The sequence below is a fragment of the Natrialba chahannaoensis JCM 10990 genome (assembly GCF_000337135.1).
Taxonomy (GTDB): Archaea; Halobacteriota; Halobacteria; order Halobacteriales; family Natrialbaceae; genus Natrialba; species Natrialba chahannaoensis.
Genome location: NZ_AOIN01000067.1, coordinates 49,018 through 64,412 on the forward strand (window position 1 = coordinate 49,018; position 15,395 = coordinate 64,412).

The window sequence follows — 15,395 nt, forward strand, 5'->3', positions numbered from 1 at the left end:
ACCAGAACCTGTCGTCACTACGCAACCACAACCATGCCCCAAACCTATCTCAGGTTATTGATCTGAGCGGAACTCTCTATACTGTTGCTCTCCAAGCACCACACATGCCAGAGGATGTCCTCTTTAAATTCGAACAACAGTTGAGCCGTGACGAGATCGCTGACTACCTGCACGCCGCAGCCGACAATCTAGAACAGGGTGACGATATCACTCTCTCGGCAGGCTCGGATTCCGTCACTATGTCACCACCTGCAAATCCAACGTTCGAGATCAAGGCCGAACACGAGTACTCGAACGAATCCGACCCCGGCGAACTCAGCATCGAGTTCGAACTCGAGTGGAAAAAGGGAGCAGACACTGACGACTCGACGGATGGTTCGTTGCAGATCGAGTGATCTGAGACTGAAATCCGTCTACAGAACAGCTGCCTACCAGATACAGATTGCTGCCTACCGAGAATACTGCACCGTCTAACTACCAACTCGGCTCAGATCAGAGTTTGACGACCCACACCCGAAACGACGACGGTAACCCATACACCGTCTGAAAGACAGCGTCGATGAACTGCCCGATCCGGTTCGGGTCTGCTTTTGCGCTGACGTGGACGTTGACGCCGTCAGCATCTTCGGGTCGGGTAATCTCCTCGATCTTGAACACCGGAAAGTCGTTCAACAGTTGTTTCAGCCGGTCAAGTTCCTGGTCAGTGCAATCGAGGTTGATCGTGCCGTCGCCGAACTGCAGCCACGGAACACCAAGTGACGGGTCGAGATCTACTTCCAGGTTCTCCTCGTCCTCTTTTTCACTTCCATTCTCATCCTCACCCTCACCCACACCCTCACTCCCCGCCCTGCTTCCGTCATCGTCACCAGCATCGTCGCTCTCGAGTGCCGTCTCAGTATCAGTCGTACTCGAGTCGAACACGCTTTCATCCGCTTCGAACGTGACGAACCCGCTCGCACGCGTTCGGTGTGCCGTGATAGCGTCGACGTACAGCTTCCGACGTGCTGCGGGCGCTTCGGCATCGAATCTGGTCATACAGCAGTAGATGTGCCCGTTTCTTTAAGCCTTTATGCGCTGGGGCTGAACGAGCAGATATGGCACAGCCACGAATCTTGATTCTCGGGGCTCCCGGGGCAGGCAAAGGGACACAGAGTGCAAATATCACCGACGAATTCGACGTCGAACACGTCACGACCGGTGATGCGCTCCGTTCGAACAAGCAGATGGATATCTCCGAGATGGACACGGAGTACGACACCCCTGGCGAGTACATGGATCAGGGCGAACTCGTCCCCAACGAGGTCGTCAACGCCATCGTCGACGAGGCGCTCTCGCAAGCCGACGGCTTCGTCCTCGATGGCTACCCGCGAAATCTGGAGCAGGCAGAGGAACTCGAGGACATGACTGATCTCGACGTTGTGCTCTACCTGGACGTTAGCGAGGAGGAACTCGTCCACCGTCTTACCGGTCGTCGAATGGATCCCGAGACTGGTGAAATCTACCACGTCGAGTATAATCCGCCGGAGGATTCTGAAATCGAGGACCGCCTCGAACAGCGCGAGGACGACACCGAGGAGACCGTTCGTGAACGGCTCCGCGTGTACCGAGAGAACACGGAACCAGTTGTGGAGTACTACGACGACCAGGGGACACTCGAGCGCGTCGACGGCGAACAGGCACCTGACGAGGTCTGGGAGTCGGCCAAAGAAACGATCGAATCGGCAACGTAGACGAACTACGCACTATCTCCCGCGATTGTCGATGTTTACTTCGTGATGAGCGACGTTGAGATAGGTTAGCTGCGGCGGCAGTGAGTAGGTTTCTGGGTACAGGTCGATGTCGTTGTTCTCGAGCTCGTCGTCGTACTCGAAGTTGACTGAGGCGGAGTGGACGTTTGCCGACGATGCAATGAGTGCACCAGTGAAGTCGACGTTCGACTGCATGCAGACCTGCTCTGAACACTGTCCCTGGTGGAACACCTCGTTCTCCGTATCGCCCCAGGGTTCATCACGCGGTGCATAGATTGTTCCGTGGAAGGAAGACTTCCCTGGCCCAATGCCAACGTGAGTATCCGAAGTCCCGTACAACTGCAACTGACCTGCGTTCCCGTCCGTTACGGAAATGTTTCCGCCTTCGATATCGAAATGGCCCGTCGTATACATTCGCAGTTCGTGATCCGTGCCGCCGGGGTCCGCCACAAGCTCTCCTTCGATACTCGTATTTCCATCGGCGATGATTGTCGTATTCCCGGCTGACGTATCGACGACCAGTTCGTCTTCACTGTCGATCGTAATTTCGTCCTCGAAGTACGTCTTGTTGCCGGCGATGGTTCCGTCTGTCGTCGGAAGTGAATCGTCGTCTTCGTGGTCGTCGATCATCTCCTCGATAATGGGATCAAGTTCGGGCATCGCCCCCTCTCTGACTGTTCCATCTTCGACATCTGCGTTATCGAAGTCGTCGAAGTTTTCGGAGACGACGATACCGTCCTCGAACGCTTCGTCGACGCTCAGGTAGCCCACCTGAACTTCGACGGTCTGGGTATCGTGATCGATGTTTCGGACGACCGTGTCGCCTGCCTGTTGCTCGAAGTACGACTCCCAGCCGCGATAGTACTCGCTCTGAACGGTGATCGTGACACTCTCGTTCTCTACGACAGACGATTCGCGAAACGTTTCCGTCTCCTCGTGGCTGATACCGACGCTCCCGGTACCGAGGTCCTGTTCGCCGCTTACCGTCACCACCGGCAATGTCAGCGTCTCAGTGGTCCGCTCGTAGTAGATCGGCGGAGAGGAGAGGACTCGCGTTTCGTTGCCAGTTTCGCGGAAGACGCTTCCCGCCTGATATGCCAGGATAGTCCCGTCCTCACCCTCGTATTCGATCGTTCCGATGGTGAGATTGATATCGTCGTCGAGTGCATCCGAGGAGACGGTGATGTTCCCAGTCTCTTTCTTTACGATTGCACCGTCGTTACCGACCTCGAGATCCATCGACTGCAGTACATCAGCATTTGATGAGGCGGTACTCATCTGCTGGCTCAGTTCGACGAACGCGGTTTCGACGCGCTCCTGCTCGGAACTCTGCTCGAGACTGGTAACAGTCTCGCCGGCGACGAGAAAGAGACCCGTACTAACTGTTGCAACCATCCCGATCAATATCACAAACCCAAGCATAGCGGACTGTGCCCGTGATGACTGCTGGAATTGAGCACCCACACTCTGTCTAACCATAGCATTCTCGCTTATTCGTCAGTACATGAATCGCGTCGTTCGATCACACTATTCAGAACAGTTTAGATTCGTTTTTCGATACTCATTTGAATCGGTAAGACCGCAATTTTGCTGTCGCTCGTGGCCGATACTCGAGTGCGCGCTTTTGAACGATCGCAGTTCTCACGAAAACACGGTTCTGTACCACGAAACCTGCGTTGGCGGTTTTCAACGGGAATCAGCTGGACGGAACGAGTATTGCCAGACGGTTACGGAAGCGAAATCAGACGAGAAACGAACTGGAGAGGTGAGACGATTACGAGTCGACAGCGACGTTGTGTTTTACAACGTTCAGATACGTAATCTGTGGTGGGAGTTGTCCACCGTTCTCCATCCGCGGCTCGAAGTCCGTGAGATCGCTATCGTGCCAGATCTCGCTGTTTCCGCCGCTAATATCGACAGTTCCAGTGACAACTGAACCATAGATATCTGCGGTCCCGCCACCGCCATCGGATTTGACAGTCCCACCTGGTGCGTAAATGATTCCCTCGTAGTGATCGTTTCCACCGAGTTGCATCTCGAAGTCGCTGGTGCCGTAGACTTGGAGATATCTGGCGTGCAGGTTCGATTCGTCGGGTTCACTTCCCTGACCTGCTCCCGGACTGTACGCAGACTCACCAACGTACATATCAGCGTTCAAATCGAAGCTACCGTTGGTGTAGAACTGTACTTCGCCCGCAGTTTCTTCCCATCCATCGACCCGAATCTCATCATAAATCTCGAGATTCCCGTCTACGACAACTGTAATATTCCCGTTGGACACGTCAAACTCGTTTACATCGTATGATGTGGTATCGAAGCTGTCGCCCACATAGTACTTACCTGCTGTAATCTGTTGTGAATCCGTGGGGAGTTCGTCGTACTCGGTCTCTGCGTTCTTGACCATCGACTCGATCTCGCTATCGATCGGATCGATGTCTACCTCGTCGCCGTACATCTTATTACCGTGTATTCCAGCGTTGGGGTTGTTCGGTTCGGCTGGTTTCTCGTCCGAGACAACTGTGTTTTCGAAAACAGCCTCGATGCCAGTGTAGCCTAATTTGACCGTGACGTAGCCATGCGTTTCGTTAATCGCTGCCGATTCTGTGATGGCATTTTCACCTGCTTGTCGCTCGAAGTAGTCTTCCCACCCTTTGTAGTATTGGCTCGTGATATTGATTGTCACGACATCGTTCTCGATAACGTCACTATCACTGATCAGTGTCGTTCCATCATGATCTAACTGCATACTCCCGGAGTCGAGTACTCCCTCGTCGTCGAGTTCGACAACTGGGAACGTGAGTGTTTGATCTTCGAAGTGTACCGGTGGTGCAGACACTACTCGAGTTTGGTCCATCGTCTCTCGGAACACACCACCTGCCTGATAGGCTATTCGATCGCCGTTTTCTCCCTCATACTCGATTGCACCGATTGAGATGTTTTCATCGAACGACGAGCCGTATATGTGGATCTTGCCGGTGTCTTTCAGCACCATCGCACCGTTCTCACCGGCCTCGATATCCATCGACTGGGTGATGTCACTGTTCATCGCAGTCGAGGACAGTTGTTGGCTCATCTCGACGAACGCTTGCTCGACGCGCTCTGTCTCTGCTTGCTGTTCTGCCCCCGTTATCGTCTCGCCGGCAACGAGCAAGACACCGACACTAACTGCTGCGACCATCCCGACCAACAGGACGAAGCCAAGCAGTGCCGACTGCCCGCGCTGCGAGACAGCGCCCCACCTGCAGCAGTCTCGTCCGATCATTGTCCACTGCATTGACTATCAGTATAATAAAACGTTCGCATAGTAGGACTCAATTATAATTCTACTGTCAGCTGTGGGGGGTGTTCCGGGTCGGACGGTCGAAGATAAACACTTGTATACCGAACCTGCCCTAGCCCTAGCATACCCAGATGACACGGACAGCCGAAAAGATCAATTCACTCGTTCGGGAGGACTCCTCGATGACCGACGCACTCGAGTCCATCCGGGCGACAGCCGACGAAAACGGCGGCGAAGTCCAGTGGGGCGACGTCAGCGACGACTTGACGAGCGGCCAGTGGGGTCGACTGATCGAGAAAGGCGTATTGGTCGACGGCAACGAGGGCTTCGAAATCGCCGACCGCGAAGCCTACGATGAGGCGCTCGACGGCGACGGAAGCGGTTCGGCCTTCCCCGACGCAGATGTTGATATCGACGCGGAAGCATCCAAGTGGTCCCAGTGGGACAAACTCGCCGGGGTTGGCTCGCTTTTGTTGATGTTCGGCTACTGGCTCGACCCCGTTCGGGACACAGTTGGCGGGACGCTCAATCTCCTGCTCGGTCCGCTCGACGCCGCATTGCCGTTCTACGCTGTCATCCTCTCTGTTGCACTCCTGACGGGGCTCTACTCCACGCTCTTGCAGGCGAACCTGATGAACCCCGAGGTGCTCGGCAAGTACCAAAAGCGGATGAAAGCGATGCAGGACAAACAGCAGGATGTCCGCGACCGCAAGAAGGAAGCCGAAGAACGCGGCGCGAGCGAGGCTGAACTCGAGCAACTCGAGAACGAACTTGAGCAGGTCCGCGAAGAGCAGATGGAAGCGATGGCCGAGAACATGGGGATGTTCAAAGAGCAGATCCGCCCGATGGTCTGGATCATGCTATTTACCATTCCCATCTTCCTGTGGATGTACTGGAAGATTCACGATGGAAACGTCGCCGGTGCCGAGTGGACGGTCGTGATGCCAATCGTTGGTGTCGTTGACTGGACCGACGGTGTCATCGGCCCGATGCCGGCCTGGATTCTCTGGTACTTCCTGTGCTCGATGGGCTTTACCCAGCTGCTCCGGAAGTCGCTAAATATCGACATGACGCCGTCGACTACCTAACACGGAAACGCAATCGCCTCCGTCGGGTATCGATCGTCTGTCGTTTGTCGTCTGTCGTCCGCCGTCCGCTTCTTGTGTACACCCGTCTTTCACCCTTCGTGATACTCTCCACACGGCTGTACCGATCGTTCTCTGCCACCACCGTCGCCGCTACTGCCATCTCGAGACTTCCGTTTCCTCACTCTCACTCCACCGATTCAAAACCCATTTTACCCGGCACGGCACAGATTACATATGTTACTGACCGTCTCTGGCCCGCCAGGCAGCGGGAAGAGCACGACCGCTGAATTGCTCGCTGACGCGTTTGATCTCGACCACATCAGCGGCGGCGACATCTTCCGCCAGCTCGCAGACGAACGCGGCTACACCCCACTCGAGTTTAACAAACTCGCAGAGGAGAACGACCAGATCGACCGCGACCTCGACCGGCGGCTCCGTGAAATTGCTGTCGAGGAAGACGACCTGGTACTCGAGTCCCGACTGGCCGGCTGGCTTGCCGGCGACCACGCCGACTTTCGGTTCTGGCTCGATGCGCCGCCGGCGGTTCGTGGCGAGCGAATCGGCGAGCGCGAGGACAAAGATCCAGCCCGCGCAACGGAGGAAACCCAGGCCCGTGAGGCGAGCGAGGCCCAGCGCTACGAGGAGTACTACGGCGTCGACATCCGCGATCTGACCATCTACGACCTCTCGGTCAACACGGCTCGCTGGGAGCCCGACGCGGTCCTCGACATGCTCGTCACGGCCGTTGAAGAGTACGACGCCACGGGTGACGAAGGACAGGCGACCGTCCCTCTCGAGTACGATATCTAGCATGACCCAACGCCAGCGTCTCCGCCCCGCTCCGGGCGACCGCACACCAGCCGAACTCCTGCAGTTCGGTGTCGTCAACCTCGATAAGCCACCCGGCCCGTCCTCACACCAGGTTAGCGGCTGGCTTCGTGATGCCGTCGCAGACGCGCTGGCTGAGGCTGATCACGGTGGGGACAGCGATAGCGACAATGACACCACACCAACGATCGACCAGGCCGCCCACGCCGGCACGCTCGATCCCAAAGTAACCGGCTGTCTCCCGACCATGCTCGGCGACGCAACCCGGCTCGCACAGGTGTTCCTTGAGGGTCACAAGGAGTACGTCGCGGTACTCGAGTGCCACGGTTCGATTCCGTCGGACGTCAAGTCGACGATCGCCGAATTCGAGGGGCCGATCTACCAGAAGCCGCCACGAAAGAGTGCGGTGTCACGCCGGCTCCGCGTGCGCGAGATTTACGATCTAGAGATCCTTGAACAGGGCGATCGGCAGTTGCTGTTGCGGATGCGCTGTGAGAGTGGCACCTACGTCCGAAAGCTCTGTCACGACCTTGGGTTGGCACTCGGTACTGGCGGACACATGGGTCATCTGCGACGGACGGCAACCTCACCGTTTGACGATACGGACCTCTACACTGCAACGGAGTTCCTCGATGCGCTCGCGTTCTGGCTCGAGGACGACGATCCAAGCCTGCTGTACGACATCGTCGATCCCGCCGAGCGGATTCTCGAGGAGATTCCCCGTCTCGTAATCGACTCGACGGCTGCTCGGGAGGTCGCAGAGGGGGCACCGGTCTACGCACCGGGGGTGCGGGAGGTTGTAGCCGACACCGCACTCGAGCGCGGTGATCTCGTCGCCTGTTATACACAGGTTGGGTCGGCGGTCTGTCTCGGCGAGGTCGTTGGCGATCCCGACGCAGAATCTGGTGTCGTCGTCGACCTAGAGCGGGTTCTCGTCTGAGGCGCAGTGCCCATGACAATCTGAAACGACACGCTTAAACAGCAGACACTCATCGTATCACGTGCGGGACCGTGGGGTAGTGGTATCCTCTGCGGATGGGGTCCGTAGGACCCGAGTTCAATTCTCGGCGGTCCCACTCGAAATTATCTAAGTGTTCAACTCTTAGACTCTCAACCCCTCGAGAGTGCCGAAAATCCAATTCTCGCTTTCAGTATATTACCACATAGCCGACAGCATAGTAGGGGGTGGTCGGCGTGACGGTCGCACCGTGGCCGTCGGTCGACCATTCGACCTGCGAACACTGTGGTGCCCACGTCACCGATCGGTTCCNGTGGTCGGCGTGACGGTCGCACCGTGGCCGTCGGTCGACCATTCGACCTGCGAACACTGTGGTGCCCACGTCACCGATCGGTTCCGCCGTGTCTTTGGTGACGATCGGGACCGAGCCCACCGTTGCGGAGAGTGCGATTCGTACGCTCGACTGAGTCGCGGCTCCGCTGCTGGTGTCGACGTGCCGGTGCCAGATCCAGAAACGTCCGCTGGTCGCCACGGAGGTGAGACCGATGCCTGAACGGGTCGACCCACGGAACCTCCCGTCTGGCTACTCGCCTGCATTCATTCAACTCTCCGACGGCCTGGTGTGCGTAGCGGACGCCACTGTCCGTGACTCGGGCTGGCTCGAGTTCACCGAGTGGTCCGGCACGACCGGTCTGGTGCCGCCGCGAGAGTGCGGCCGGGTGAAGTTCATTGCGACAGAGCACGTCGACGACGAGCTACGTCGACGTATCGCGGACGCGGATATTCGTGCGGAGTACGCTCCAAAAGCGGAGGTGAGTCGATGAGCCGAACCGGTCTGCGAAAGTTCGGCGTGATGGCTCCTACGGTTGTCCGTGAGCCGACGCGAGACCGCGACAACATCCCGATTTGCCCGGAATGCGGCCACCCTGTTCCCAAGACGAAGGGGTCGCAGCGGATCGAGAAGCCAGACCTCGTGAACGTGGTTCTCGCAGCCTCTTTCGACGAGATCGTTACGTTCGGATGGTGCTGCGACCGACACCCCTACGACATTGTGTTGCCCATGCGAGCAGGTGGCCCCGAAGCGGGTGCACTGATCGATGGGTGGACCGGCGTCAAGCTGCGGTTCTCTGACGAGCACGTCCGCCACGTTCCGGTCCCGGAGCGGGAGGTGAGCGAGCATGTCGAGTGAGCAGGTGACGCTGGTTGACTTTGGGCCGGACCTCTCCGGACTGACCGATGCCGAGCGCGAGGCGTACGTTGCCTGTCGAGAGAACGGCACCGGTGTTCGCGAGTTCGCTCGCCGGACCGATCGACGGCCGGGAACAATCGGAAATCTGCTCGCTCGAGCAGAGACCAAGCTCGAGGAGGGAACGCGATGAGCCGACTCGTCGAGAACAGCGAGTGCGAGCGCTGTGGTGAGTCCGTTGATGGGCTTCGCCGTCTCTGTGACGACTGTACACGCGACGTTCGAAACGCGCGGGAGGGACCGCTGTGAGCGTCGACGCTGCCGACGATCCGGTGCAGTTCGATGATGTCACCGGCTCTGAGTCCGATACCTTCCCGAAACCGCGTGCGCACGGTGCCGCGGTGATGAACCATCTCGCCGATGTCCAGGAGCCGAACGCTGGCCGGAGTGCCGACCGCGGGACACTGTACGATCGATCGCTGTCCTACTGGCGCGAGCACGTCGGCGATCGTGACCTCGAGCCGCACGTGGCCGTCGAAGACTTCGAGGCTGACTGGCTACCGGCAGGAGACTACGCCTTGGTCCTCACGTCGTCGCGCTGGAAGGCCGGTACCGGCCGCGGTGACGATTACCGAGCGTACTACGAACAGCACCTGAAGCTCCGCGAATGGGGTTCAGAAGACGAGAACGGCGAGCGTGAGCTTCGAAAGCCGCCGCTCGCGTTGCACGTCGAGATCATGCCTCAGTTCCGCCAAATGGTCTACAAGAGCGGTGATCCACTCGAGTGCCCATACGGCGAGGGAACGCGGTTGCTCGCCTGGACGACGTGGGCGGAAGATCCGTTCGAGATGGAGCGCCGAATGTACGATGCACTTCGAGCGGTGTACGGTACTGACGCAGTGGACCTTGACGATCGCGTCGACGACGCCCGCCGGCTTCCGAAAGCCGAGGCGCACATTCGGTTCCACATCGACAAGAAGAACGCGCTCGTCGAGACGCTCGACCAATCAAAGCAGCTCATCGACTGGGGTGGAGAGTCCGAGATCGAAGCTCACCAGCGACGCCAGAAAGAAGGCTGGCTCGAGGCGCTCGTCGAGAGTGACCGCTGGCACCTCCTCGGGTTCGATCCGAAGCGCTACAGCACGGAGATGAAGATCTACCAGGCGAATCAGTGGCACAAGAAGCCGCGCAGTGATCCGTTCCATCACCCGAAGCTCGAGGCTTCGTACGCGGGCGTCGACCGCGGAGAACTCCCGCACGTTTCCGAATGGGACGAGGTACTCGACCACCTTCGGACGGTCGTCGCGACGCATGCACGATGGGCTGGAATCGGTCGGTCGGACCTCATTGAGGATGATTTCTTCGATGGGCCGATGTCACCGCCGTGGGACTTCGAGCGGCCGACAGGCCGGCGCGAGATGCTTCGCCAGCGTTACGAAGACCTGGCGACGGACATCTACCGGGAAGCGCTGAAGGAGTCCACCACGGCCGTCTACGACATCCTGCGTATCATCGCTGAACACGACGGTGCGACCTACGATGCACTCGAGGAGCGAACCGGACTCGCGAGATCGACGATTCGGTACCACGTCCGTCGACTCGCTGAAACCGGTGTCGTCTCTCGCGAAGGGAATCCGGTGATGGTGTTCTTCGTTTCTCGCGTCGTCCTGGAGCAAGCACGCGAGATTCTCCGGGAGGTTTACCCGGACGACACTGTCGAGCAGCAGGATGAACGCGCCGAAGAGCGCCGTGAGAACCGTGAGAGTGACAATAGCCACTCAGCTACGGACGGAGACGAAGCCAGCGAGAACGACGATGAACCGGACTCGATTGGCTTCGAATACCTCGAGCGATTGAGCGCGTCGATCCACGACCTGGCGTACCTTCGTGACCGCGACCAGCTCGACGATCGCGACGTTCGGGTGCGGGCTGACGAACTTCCGCCACCGTTGCGGTAACCCGTCGTCGGTCCGGTTTGCCCGGTGAATAGCTGTAGCATTCGCTTTTTCCTGTTTCTTTCACCCTTCCTCTCCAGTGTCATTACAGCCCCCTTCAACAAACTCATTTTCTACGCAGTATTTCACTTTCACCTGGGTGTTAACGGCCGGTCTGCGCATATTTTGGGCCAGTTTAGCCGATTCGCGCGAACAATAGAACCGGCGAATTGCGGCCTGTGGTGCGCAAAATCTCCCGTATTAGGGGTTGGTGTCGGTAACAGGGTTGTCGGGTACCCCTACGGTAGGTGCCCCTAAGGGGGCAGGGCAATTGCGCGGCGCGCAGAGCGCGCGCCGCGCTCGCGAAAATTTGGCCTGCCGATATTGGACGCCAAAGAGACGCTACCTACAGATATCTTAGGATAGGACCTCGATAATCTTCCTTGTCAAATTTCCTTAGGAGGGTATCTGTACGACCCTTAACACACCTCACCCACGGAAAGCGAGTATGATAAACCCCAGTACAGAGCCGCCAACGATAGCGAAAAGCAGCCATTCAATCAGACCGGACATGAACCATTCTACCACATTATCACCTCCATTGACGGATTGGTTTTGACACAGGATAATAAAGTAGGAGAATTAGCACTTTTAGTACTGTTAGTACTGTTCCACTCAGACTCCTTGGGGTTGCACGTCGACAAAATCAGTTTCCCGAATATGCACACGAGATCGAGCAGGCCGTGTGCATATTCCGTTCCGATCGACGCTGCGAGACGGGACTCTTCTCTGTTGGGCCGACAGGTTCGCCCGATTTTGGGCCGATATGGGCCGTCCAGTGAGTCGAAAAAACTAGGATTTCGGGGGTCGTGTGTACGAGCATGCGAATCCGAACGGACGGTGACTATGCGTATCGACGAGACGCGATTGAACGTGCAGCCGACTTCTACGACTGCAACAAGACGAAAGCGGTCGTGAGCGCCTGCGACGATGTGCCTCACTTCGTTCGAGCTATCCGCCAGGTGCTCGCCCGTGATGATCTGACGCTCGAGCAGCGCCGGGAGATCGCGGAGACACTGAGCAGTCGAGCGGTGAGTTTCGAGGTAACAACCGAAGTTTCAGTTGAAACGAAAGGGGAAATGTGAATACTTCTCTGTGATACTCTGATTTAGAGATACTATGACCGGCAGATCAAAAGGCGTCTTGCGACTCGTGGCGATAGTATACTTTCCTGTCGTTGCAGTAGGAACGTTCTTCGGCTATCTCTCGGCTATTCTCTTGTTCATCCCGAGCGTTCTCCGTCAAATAATCACGGGCTATGAGAGAGATCACGAGCAGAACCCATCCGTCCGCTTTCGTCTGATGAAGTGGTTCGAAGACTGGAGACGTTTCGTCCTTTTAGGGCAAGGAGATATGCCGTGGAAACCATAGTGAGTGGCTGTCAGAACACATCTGAAATCGAGATTTTCGCCTGCTGGGTTCCACGGTGATCGCCACCGCCATGCCACCGGAGTAGCGGGAGATCGCACGAACGAACCATCTTGTCCTGGAGGATCGTCAGCCCCGATCGCCCATGTGGTCGGTAGACGACGAAACAGTACCAGCCGTCGTGTCGGCGTAGCTTCTCGTGGTACTCGCGGTAGACCTTCCAGTTTCCGGGCTGCCCGTTCGAATGCTCGTGCATCGTCGATTTGATCTCGACCGGCGTGCCATTGCCGAACCTGGCGTCGTGCCACGAGCTGCGCTCGAGTTCGAACCGACGTTTCTTCGCCATTCGTTTCTCGACGGCCGTGCCGAAGTGGTTCGCTCGCTTCGAACGATTCACGCGGACCACGCGCATCGCGCGCCGATATATATACTCCTCCGCTGCTGGTGAGTCGAGCGCGGAGAGCCCCGCGATGGGCTACGGCGTCGCGGTCCTGACGGACCGCGCCGCCCATGACTGTAGGGGGGTCGCTTCCGCTTTACAGGTAGACACCCCGACGCCGTCATGCAATCACCTGCTCGACGGTGTTAACCCAGTCTGCCTTTGTCCCGCCTTCGTCAATGTCGTTCCACCAATTCGAGACGGTAGCGTGGCTGTAGGGAACGAACTCGGCGGTTTCGCGCGCGGACATTCCCTGTCGGCGGCACTCTTCCATCGTCCAGGCAGCGACGCGTTTCACGTCCTCCTCGGCGATTGCGTCGCCGTCTTTGCTGTCTCCCTCGGGTGCTTCCCAGGCCCAATCGGCTTCGTCCTGTGTGTGGAAGTTCCAGTCGGTCGGCGGGATACCCTCGAGCGGTCGCGGATCGACGTCGACGAGTTTCCCGCCCGAGACACGATCGGCGACGACGGCGGTCTTCTGCGAGGTCTTCTTGATGATGATGCCAACGCGCCAGAGTAGCGGGTGAATCGAACTCTCGCCGTGTGCGATGTAGATGAGTGCTCCGCCGTACTTGCGGATCTTGTAGACCAGCGGCCCCATCTTCTGGCGGACCTTGTGGCCGTCTGCACCGGTGCCGCTGGCGTTCGTCGAGAACTCGTCCCCGATGAAGAGCTTCGGCTGCTGGGGGTTGTTGACGGGATCGCCGTCCTGCTTGGCCCACTCCTCGAGCAGCGGGTAGTGTGGAATCCAGCCGTCTTCGACGGTGCCATCGTCGCGGACCCACCGATCCGTCCGGTCGAGCGTTCGGATGTTGCTCCCGACGAGGAGATCGCCGTCGACCCACCGTTCCCGGAGCTGGCCCAACAGCCCAGCGAAGTCGGTCTTACCCGCGCCCATCTCGCCCAAGACGACGATCACGGGTGCCGGGCCGGCAACGATCTCCTGCAAGCGGGTGACGGCTTTGATGCCAGCGAGGTCGGCCTGCTGACTTGGGTCACCGATGTAGTGCTTCAGCGTGAGCGTATCGCCGTTGTCGAGTGCGTTGCGGGCTGTCTCGCTCCCTTCGACGCGAAGGATGTCTCGGTTCTTGCCGACCGCCATGTAGTCTTTTGCAGCCTTCCCGTCCCACTTGTCCGGATCGTGGTGGATTGCGCGCATCGCCAGCTGACGGTCAACCTGTTCGTCGCGAACGAATCCGGTGTGCGGAAGTACCTCGTCGGGAGTGCGCTCGAGCTTGCCTTCCTGGTACTCGCGGAAACCGCCGACCGTGTAGTTGTCTTGCTCGTCACTCATGCTGACTCTCCCTCGAGTTCCCGGATGATCTCTTCGGCGTCGATCTCCGCCTCGTCGAGTGCGTGCTCTATCTCCTCTCGCTGGCGTCGGCGAATCGCGCTCGCGAGCATTCGGTTCTTGCGCTGCTCGAGTTCGGTGACCATTTCCCGGCACTCCTCGGCGAGCAGTCGCTTCTCTGGCCGTTCGGCACAGTAGTCGAGTTCGCGAGTCTTCTCACGGTAGCGCTCGAGTTCGCTGGTCGTCAGTTCGAAGAGTCTCTGCTGTCCGTAGAATCTCATTNGTAGTCGAGTTCGCGAGTCTTCTCACGGTAGCGCTCGAGTTCGCTGGTCGTCAGTTCGAAGAGTCTCTGCTGTCCGTAGAATCTCATTGGTCAGTCCCTCCGTCGGTTGCAGCGACTTGCTCTGCGGCCTGTGCACGCGTCTGTGGTGGGCCGCTGGTCGTGTCGATCTCGTGCTCGTCGGCGTACTCTTCGACGTATCTGGTTACGTCTTTGATCTGGTCGATGTCACGGTCCTCGGCGTCACTCTTGGCCGATTCGAACCGCTCTTTCACCGACGTTCGTGGGTTCATCAGACCGCGCTCGTCGGCTTCTGCCTCCTCGTTGATCACGTCGCTCTGGATCTGGAGACCCATCTTGCTGATCCGTCCACGGAGTCGATTGTACTCCAAGAACGCGTCGACGAGGTCGCCGTGAATGTCCTCGAGCATGGTCTTCGTCGTGACGAGCTTCGAGTCGGCCATCTGGCTGAAGTAGCAGCCGCGTACGACCAGCTGGCCGGTGTCCTCGTGGTACGTGAACTCGCGTACCTCGTACGCTGTTTCGTCGTTACAGCGGTAGGGTGACGGCCCCTCGACGGTCTTCTCTGCCCACACTTCGGGTGCGACGTAGAGCTTCCGCCGGGTGTCGGTGACACCGTTGATGTGGTACACTTCCTCCATGTGCCGATTGCGGAGCTTCCGGGCACCGGTGACGAACAGCCCGAGCAGCGGCGGCCCAAGGAGCAGCATCGCCGCGAAGATTCCGCGAGCGACCGGCGGCATGCCTGGAATCTCCGGTCGAATCCAGATGAGTGCCGCGCCGATCGAGACTGCGGCACCGGCGACGAGTAGCTGGCCTTCCGCGAGCAGGTAGGTGAGCCGGTCCGACCATCCGCCGAACGTGGCGCTGGTGTCTCCGCTCATGCTTCGATCACTCCGCTGTCTTCGCTGCGGATC

Annotated in this window: 18 protein-coding genes and 1 tRNA gene; 12 read left to right on the top strand and 7 right to left on the bottom strand. The window is 58.4% G+C overall.

The window, feature by feature from the left end; all coding sequences use genetic code 11:
* Positions 1–104 precede the first annotated feature (104 nt).
* Positions 105–395: an amphi-Trp domain-containing protein gene (locus C482_RS12615; RefSeq protein ID WP_006168006.1), complete on the top strand. Its 291-nt coding sequence runs from the start codon at positions 105–107 to the stop codon at positions 393–395.
* Between the two features lie 97 nt (positions 396–492).
* Here C482_RS12615 and C482_RS12620 read toward each other — a convergent pair whose 3' ends face one another.
* Positions 493–1,035 carry a hypothetical protein gene (locus C482_RS12620; protein ID WP_006168007.1) on the bottom strand — a complete coding sequence of 181 codons (543 nt, stop codon included), beginning with the start codon at positions 1,033–1,035 and terminating at the stop codon, positions 493–495.
* A 59-nt stretch (positions 1,036–1,094) separates the two neighbouring features.
* Between C482_RS12620 and C482_RS12625 the strand changes: the two genes are divergently transcribed.
* Positions 1,095–1,730, top strand: a complete 636-nt coding sequence (locus C482_RS12625; RefSeq protein WP_006168008.1) for an adenylate kinase — start codon at positions 1,095–1,097, stop codon at positions 1,728–1,730.
* Positions 1,731–1,742: 12 nt separating this feature from the next.
* Here C482_RS12625 and C482_RS12630 read toward each other — a convergent pair whose 3' ends face one another.
* Positions 1,743–3,227, bottom strand: coding sequence for a DUF7289 family protein (locus C482_RS12630; RefSeq protein ID WP_449406374.1), 1,485 nt, complete (start codon positions 3,225–3,227; stop codon positions 1,743–1,745).
* Positions 3,228–3,522: 295 nt separating this feature from the next.
* Positions 3,523–5,010: a DUF7289 family protein gene (locus C482_RS12635; RefSeq protein WP_049896692.1), complete on the bottom strand. Its 1,488-nt coding sequence runs from the start codon at positions 5,008–5,010 to the stop codon at positions 3,523–3,525.
* Positions 5,011–5,159: 149 nt separating this feature from the next.
* Between C482_RS12635 and C482_RS12640 the strand changes: the two genes are divergently transcribed.
* From C482_RS12640 to C482_RS12685, 10 genes are all read left to right on the top strand, one after another.
* Positions 5,160–6,116: a DUF106 domain-containing protein gene (locus tag C482_RS12640; RefSeq protein ID WP_006168011.1), complete on the top strand. Its 957-nt coding sequence runs from the start codon at positions 5,160–5,162 to the stop codon at positions 6,114–6,116.
* Positions 6,117–6,350: 234 nt separating this feature from the next.
* Positions 6,351–6,926, top strand: coding sequence for a (d)CMP kinase (gene cmk / locus C482_RS12645; protein WP_006168012.1), 576 nt, complete (start codon positions 6,351–6,353; stop codon positions 6,924–6,926).
* A 1-nt stretch (position 6,927) separates the two neighbouring features.
* Positions 6,928–7,884, top strand: a complete 957-nt coding sequence (locus C482_RS12650) for an RNA-guided pseudouridylation complex pseudouridine synthase subunit Cbf5 (RefSeq protein ID WP_006168013.1) — start codon at positions 6,928–6,930, stop codon at positions 7,882–7,884.
* A 65-nt stretch (positions 7,885–7,949) separates the two neighbouring features.
* Positions 7,950–8,020: transfer RNA gene (locus C482_RS12655), tRNA-Pro, on the top strand.
* Between the two features lie 195 nt (positions 8,021–8,215).
* Positions 8,216–8,455, top strand: coding sequence for a DUF7563 family protein (locus tag C482_RS22400; protein ID WP_071402737.1), 240 nt, complete (start codon positions 8,216–8,218; stop codon positions 8,453–8,455).
* On the top strand, positions 8,448–8,726 hold the full coding sequence (locus C482_RS12665; RefSeq protein WP_006168014.1) for a hypothetical protein: 279 nt from the start codon (positions 8,448–8,450) through the stop codon (positions 8,724–8,726). The genes C482_RS22400 and C482_RS12665 overlap by 8 nt, the downstream gene beginning before the upstream one ends.
* Positions 8,723–9,091: a hypothetical protein gene (locus C482_RS12670; protein WP_006168015.1), complete on the top strand. Its 369-nt coding sequence runs from the start codon at positions 8,723–8,725 to the stop codon at positions 9,089–9,091. The genes C482_RS12665 and C482_RS12670 overlap by 4 nt, the downstream gene beginning before the upstream one ends.
* Positions 9,081–9,281 carry a sigma factor-like helix-turn-helix DNA-binding protein gene (locus C482_RS12675; protein ID WP_006168016.1) on the top strand — a complete coding sequence of 67 codons (201 nt, stop codon included), beginning with the start codon at positions 9,081–9,083 and terminating at the stop codon, positions 9,279–9,281. Before C482_RS12670 ends, C482_RS12675 begins: the two co-directional genes overlap by 11 nt.
* 112 nt (positions 9,282–9,393) lie before the next feature.
* A complete protein-coding gene (locus C482_RS12680) occupies positions 9,394–11,046 on the top strand; it encodes a winged helix-turn-helix domain-containing protein (protein WP_006168018.1) in 1,653 nt (550 codons plus the stop codon).
* 857 nt (positions 11,047–11,903) lie between these two features.
* Positions 11,904–12,167: a DUF7692 domain-containing protein gene (locus tag C482_RS12685; protein ID WP_006168019.1), complete on the top strand. Its 264-nt coding sequence runs from the start codon at positions 11,904–11,906 to the stop codon at positions 12,165–12,167.
* 296 nt (positions 12,168–12,463) lie between these two features.
* Here the strand turns inward: C482_RS12685 and C482_RS12695 are convergent, their stop codons facing one another.
* The 4 genes from C482_RS12695 to C482_RS12710 form a co-directional block, all read right to left on the bottom strand.
* Positions 12,464–12,862, bottom strand: a complete 399-nt coding sequence (locus C482_RS12695) for a hypothetical protein (protein WP_006168020.1) — start codon at positions 12,860–12,862, stop codon at positions 12,464–12,466.
* Between the two features lie 148 nt (positions 12,863–13,010).
* Positions 13,011–14,180 carry a P-loop NTPase family protein gene (locus C482_RS12700; protein WP_006168021.1) on the bottom strand — a complete coding sequence of 390 codons (1,170 nt, stop codon included), beginning with the start codon at positions 14,178–14,180 and terminating at the stop codon, positions 13,011–13,013.
* Complete coding sequence (locus C482_RS12705) at positions 14,177–14,458, bottom strand: hypothetical protein (protein ID WP_006168022.1); 282 nt, start codon at positions 14,456–14,458, stop codon at positions 14,177–14,179. The genes C482_RS12700 and C482_RS12705 overlap by 4 nt, the downstream gene beginning before the upstream one ends.
* A gap of 85 nt (positions 14,459–14,543) precedes the next feature.
* Positions 14,544–15,362 carry a hypothetical protein gene (locus C482_RS12710; RefSeq protein ID WP_006168023.1) on the bottom strand — a complete coding sequence of 273 codons (819 nt, stop codon included), beginning with the start codon at positions 15,360–15,362 and terminating at the stop codon, positions 14,544–14,546.
* Between the last annotated feature and the right edge of the window lie 33 nt (positions 15,363–15,395).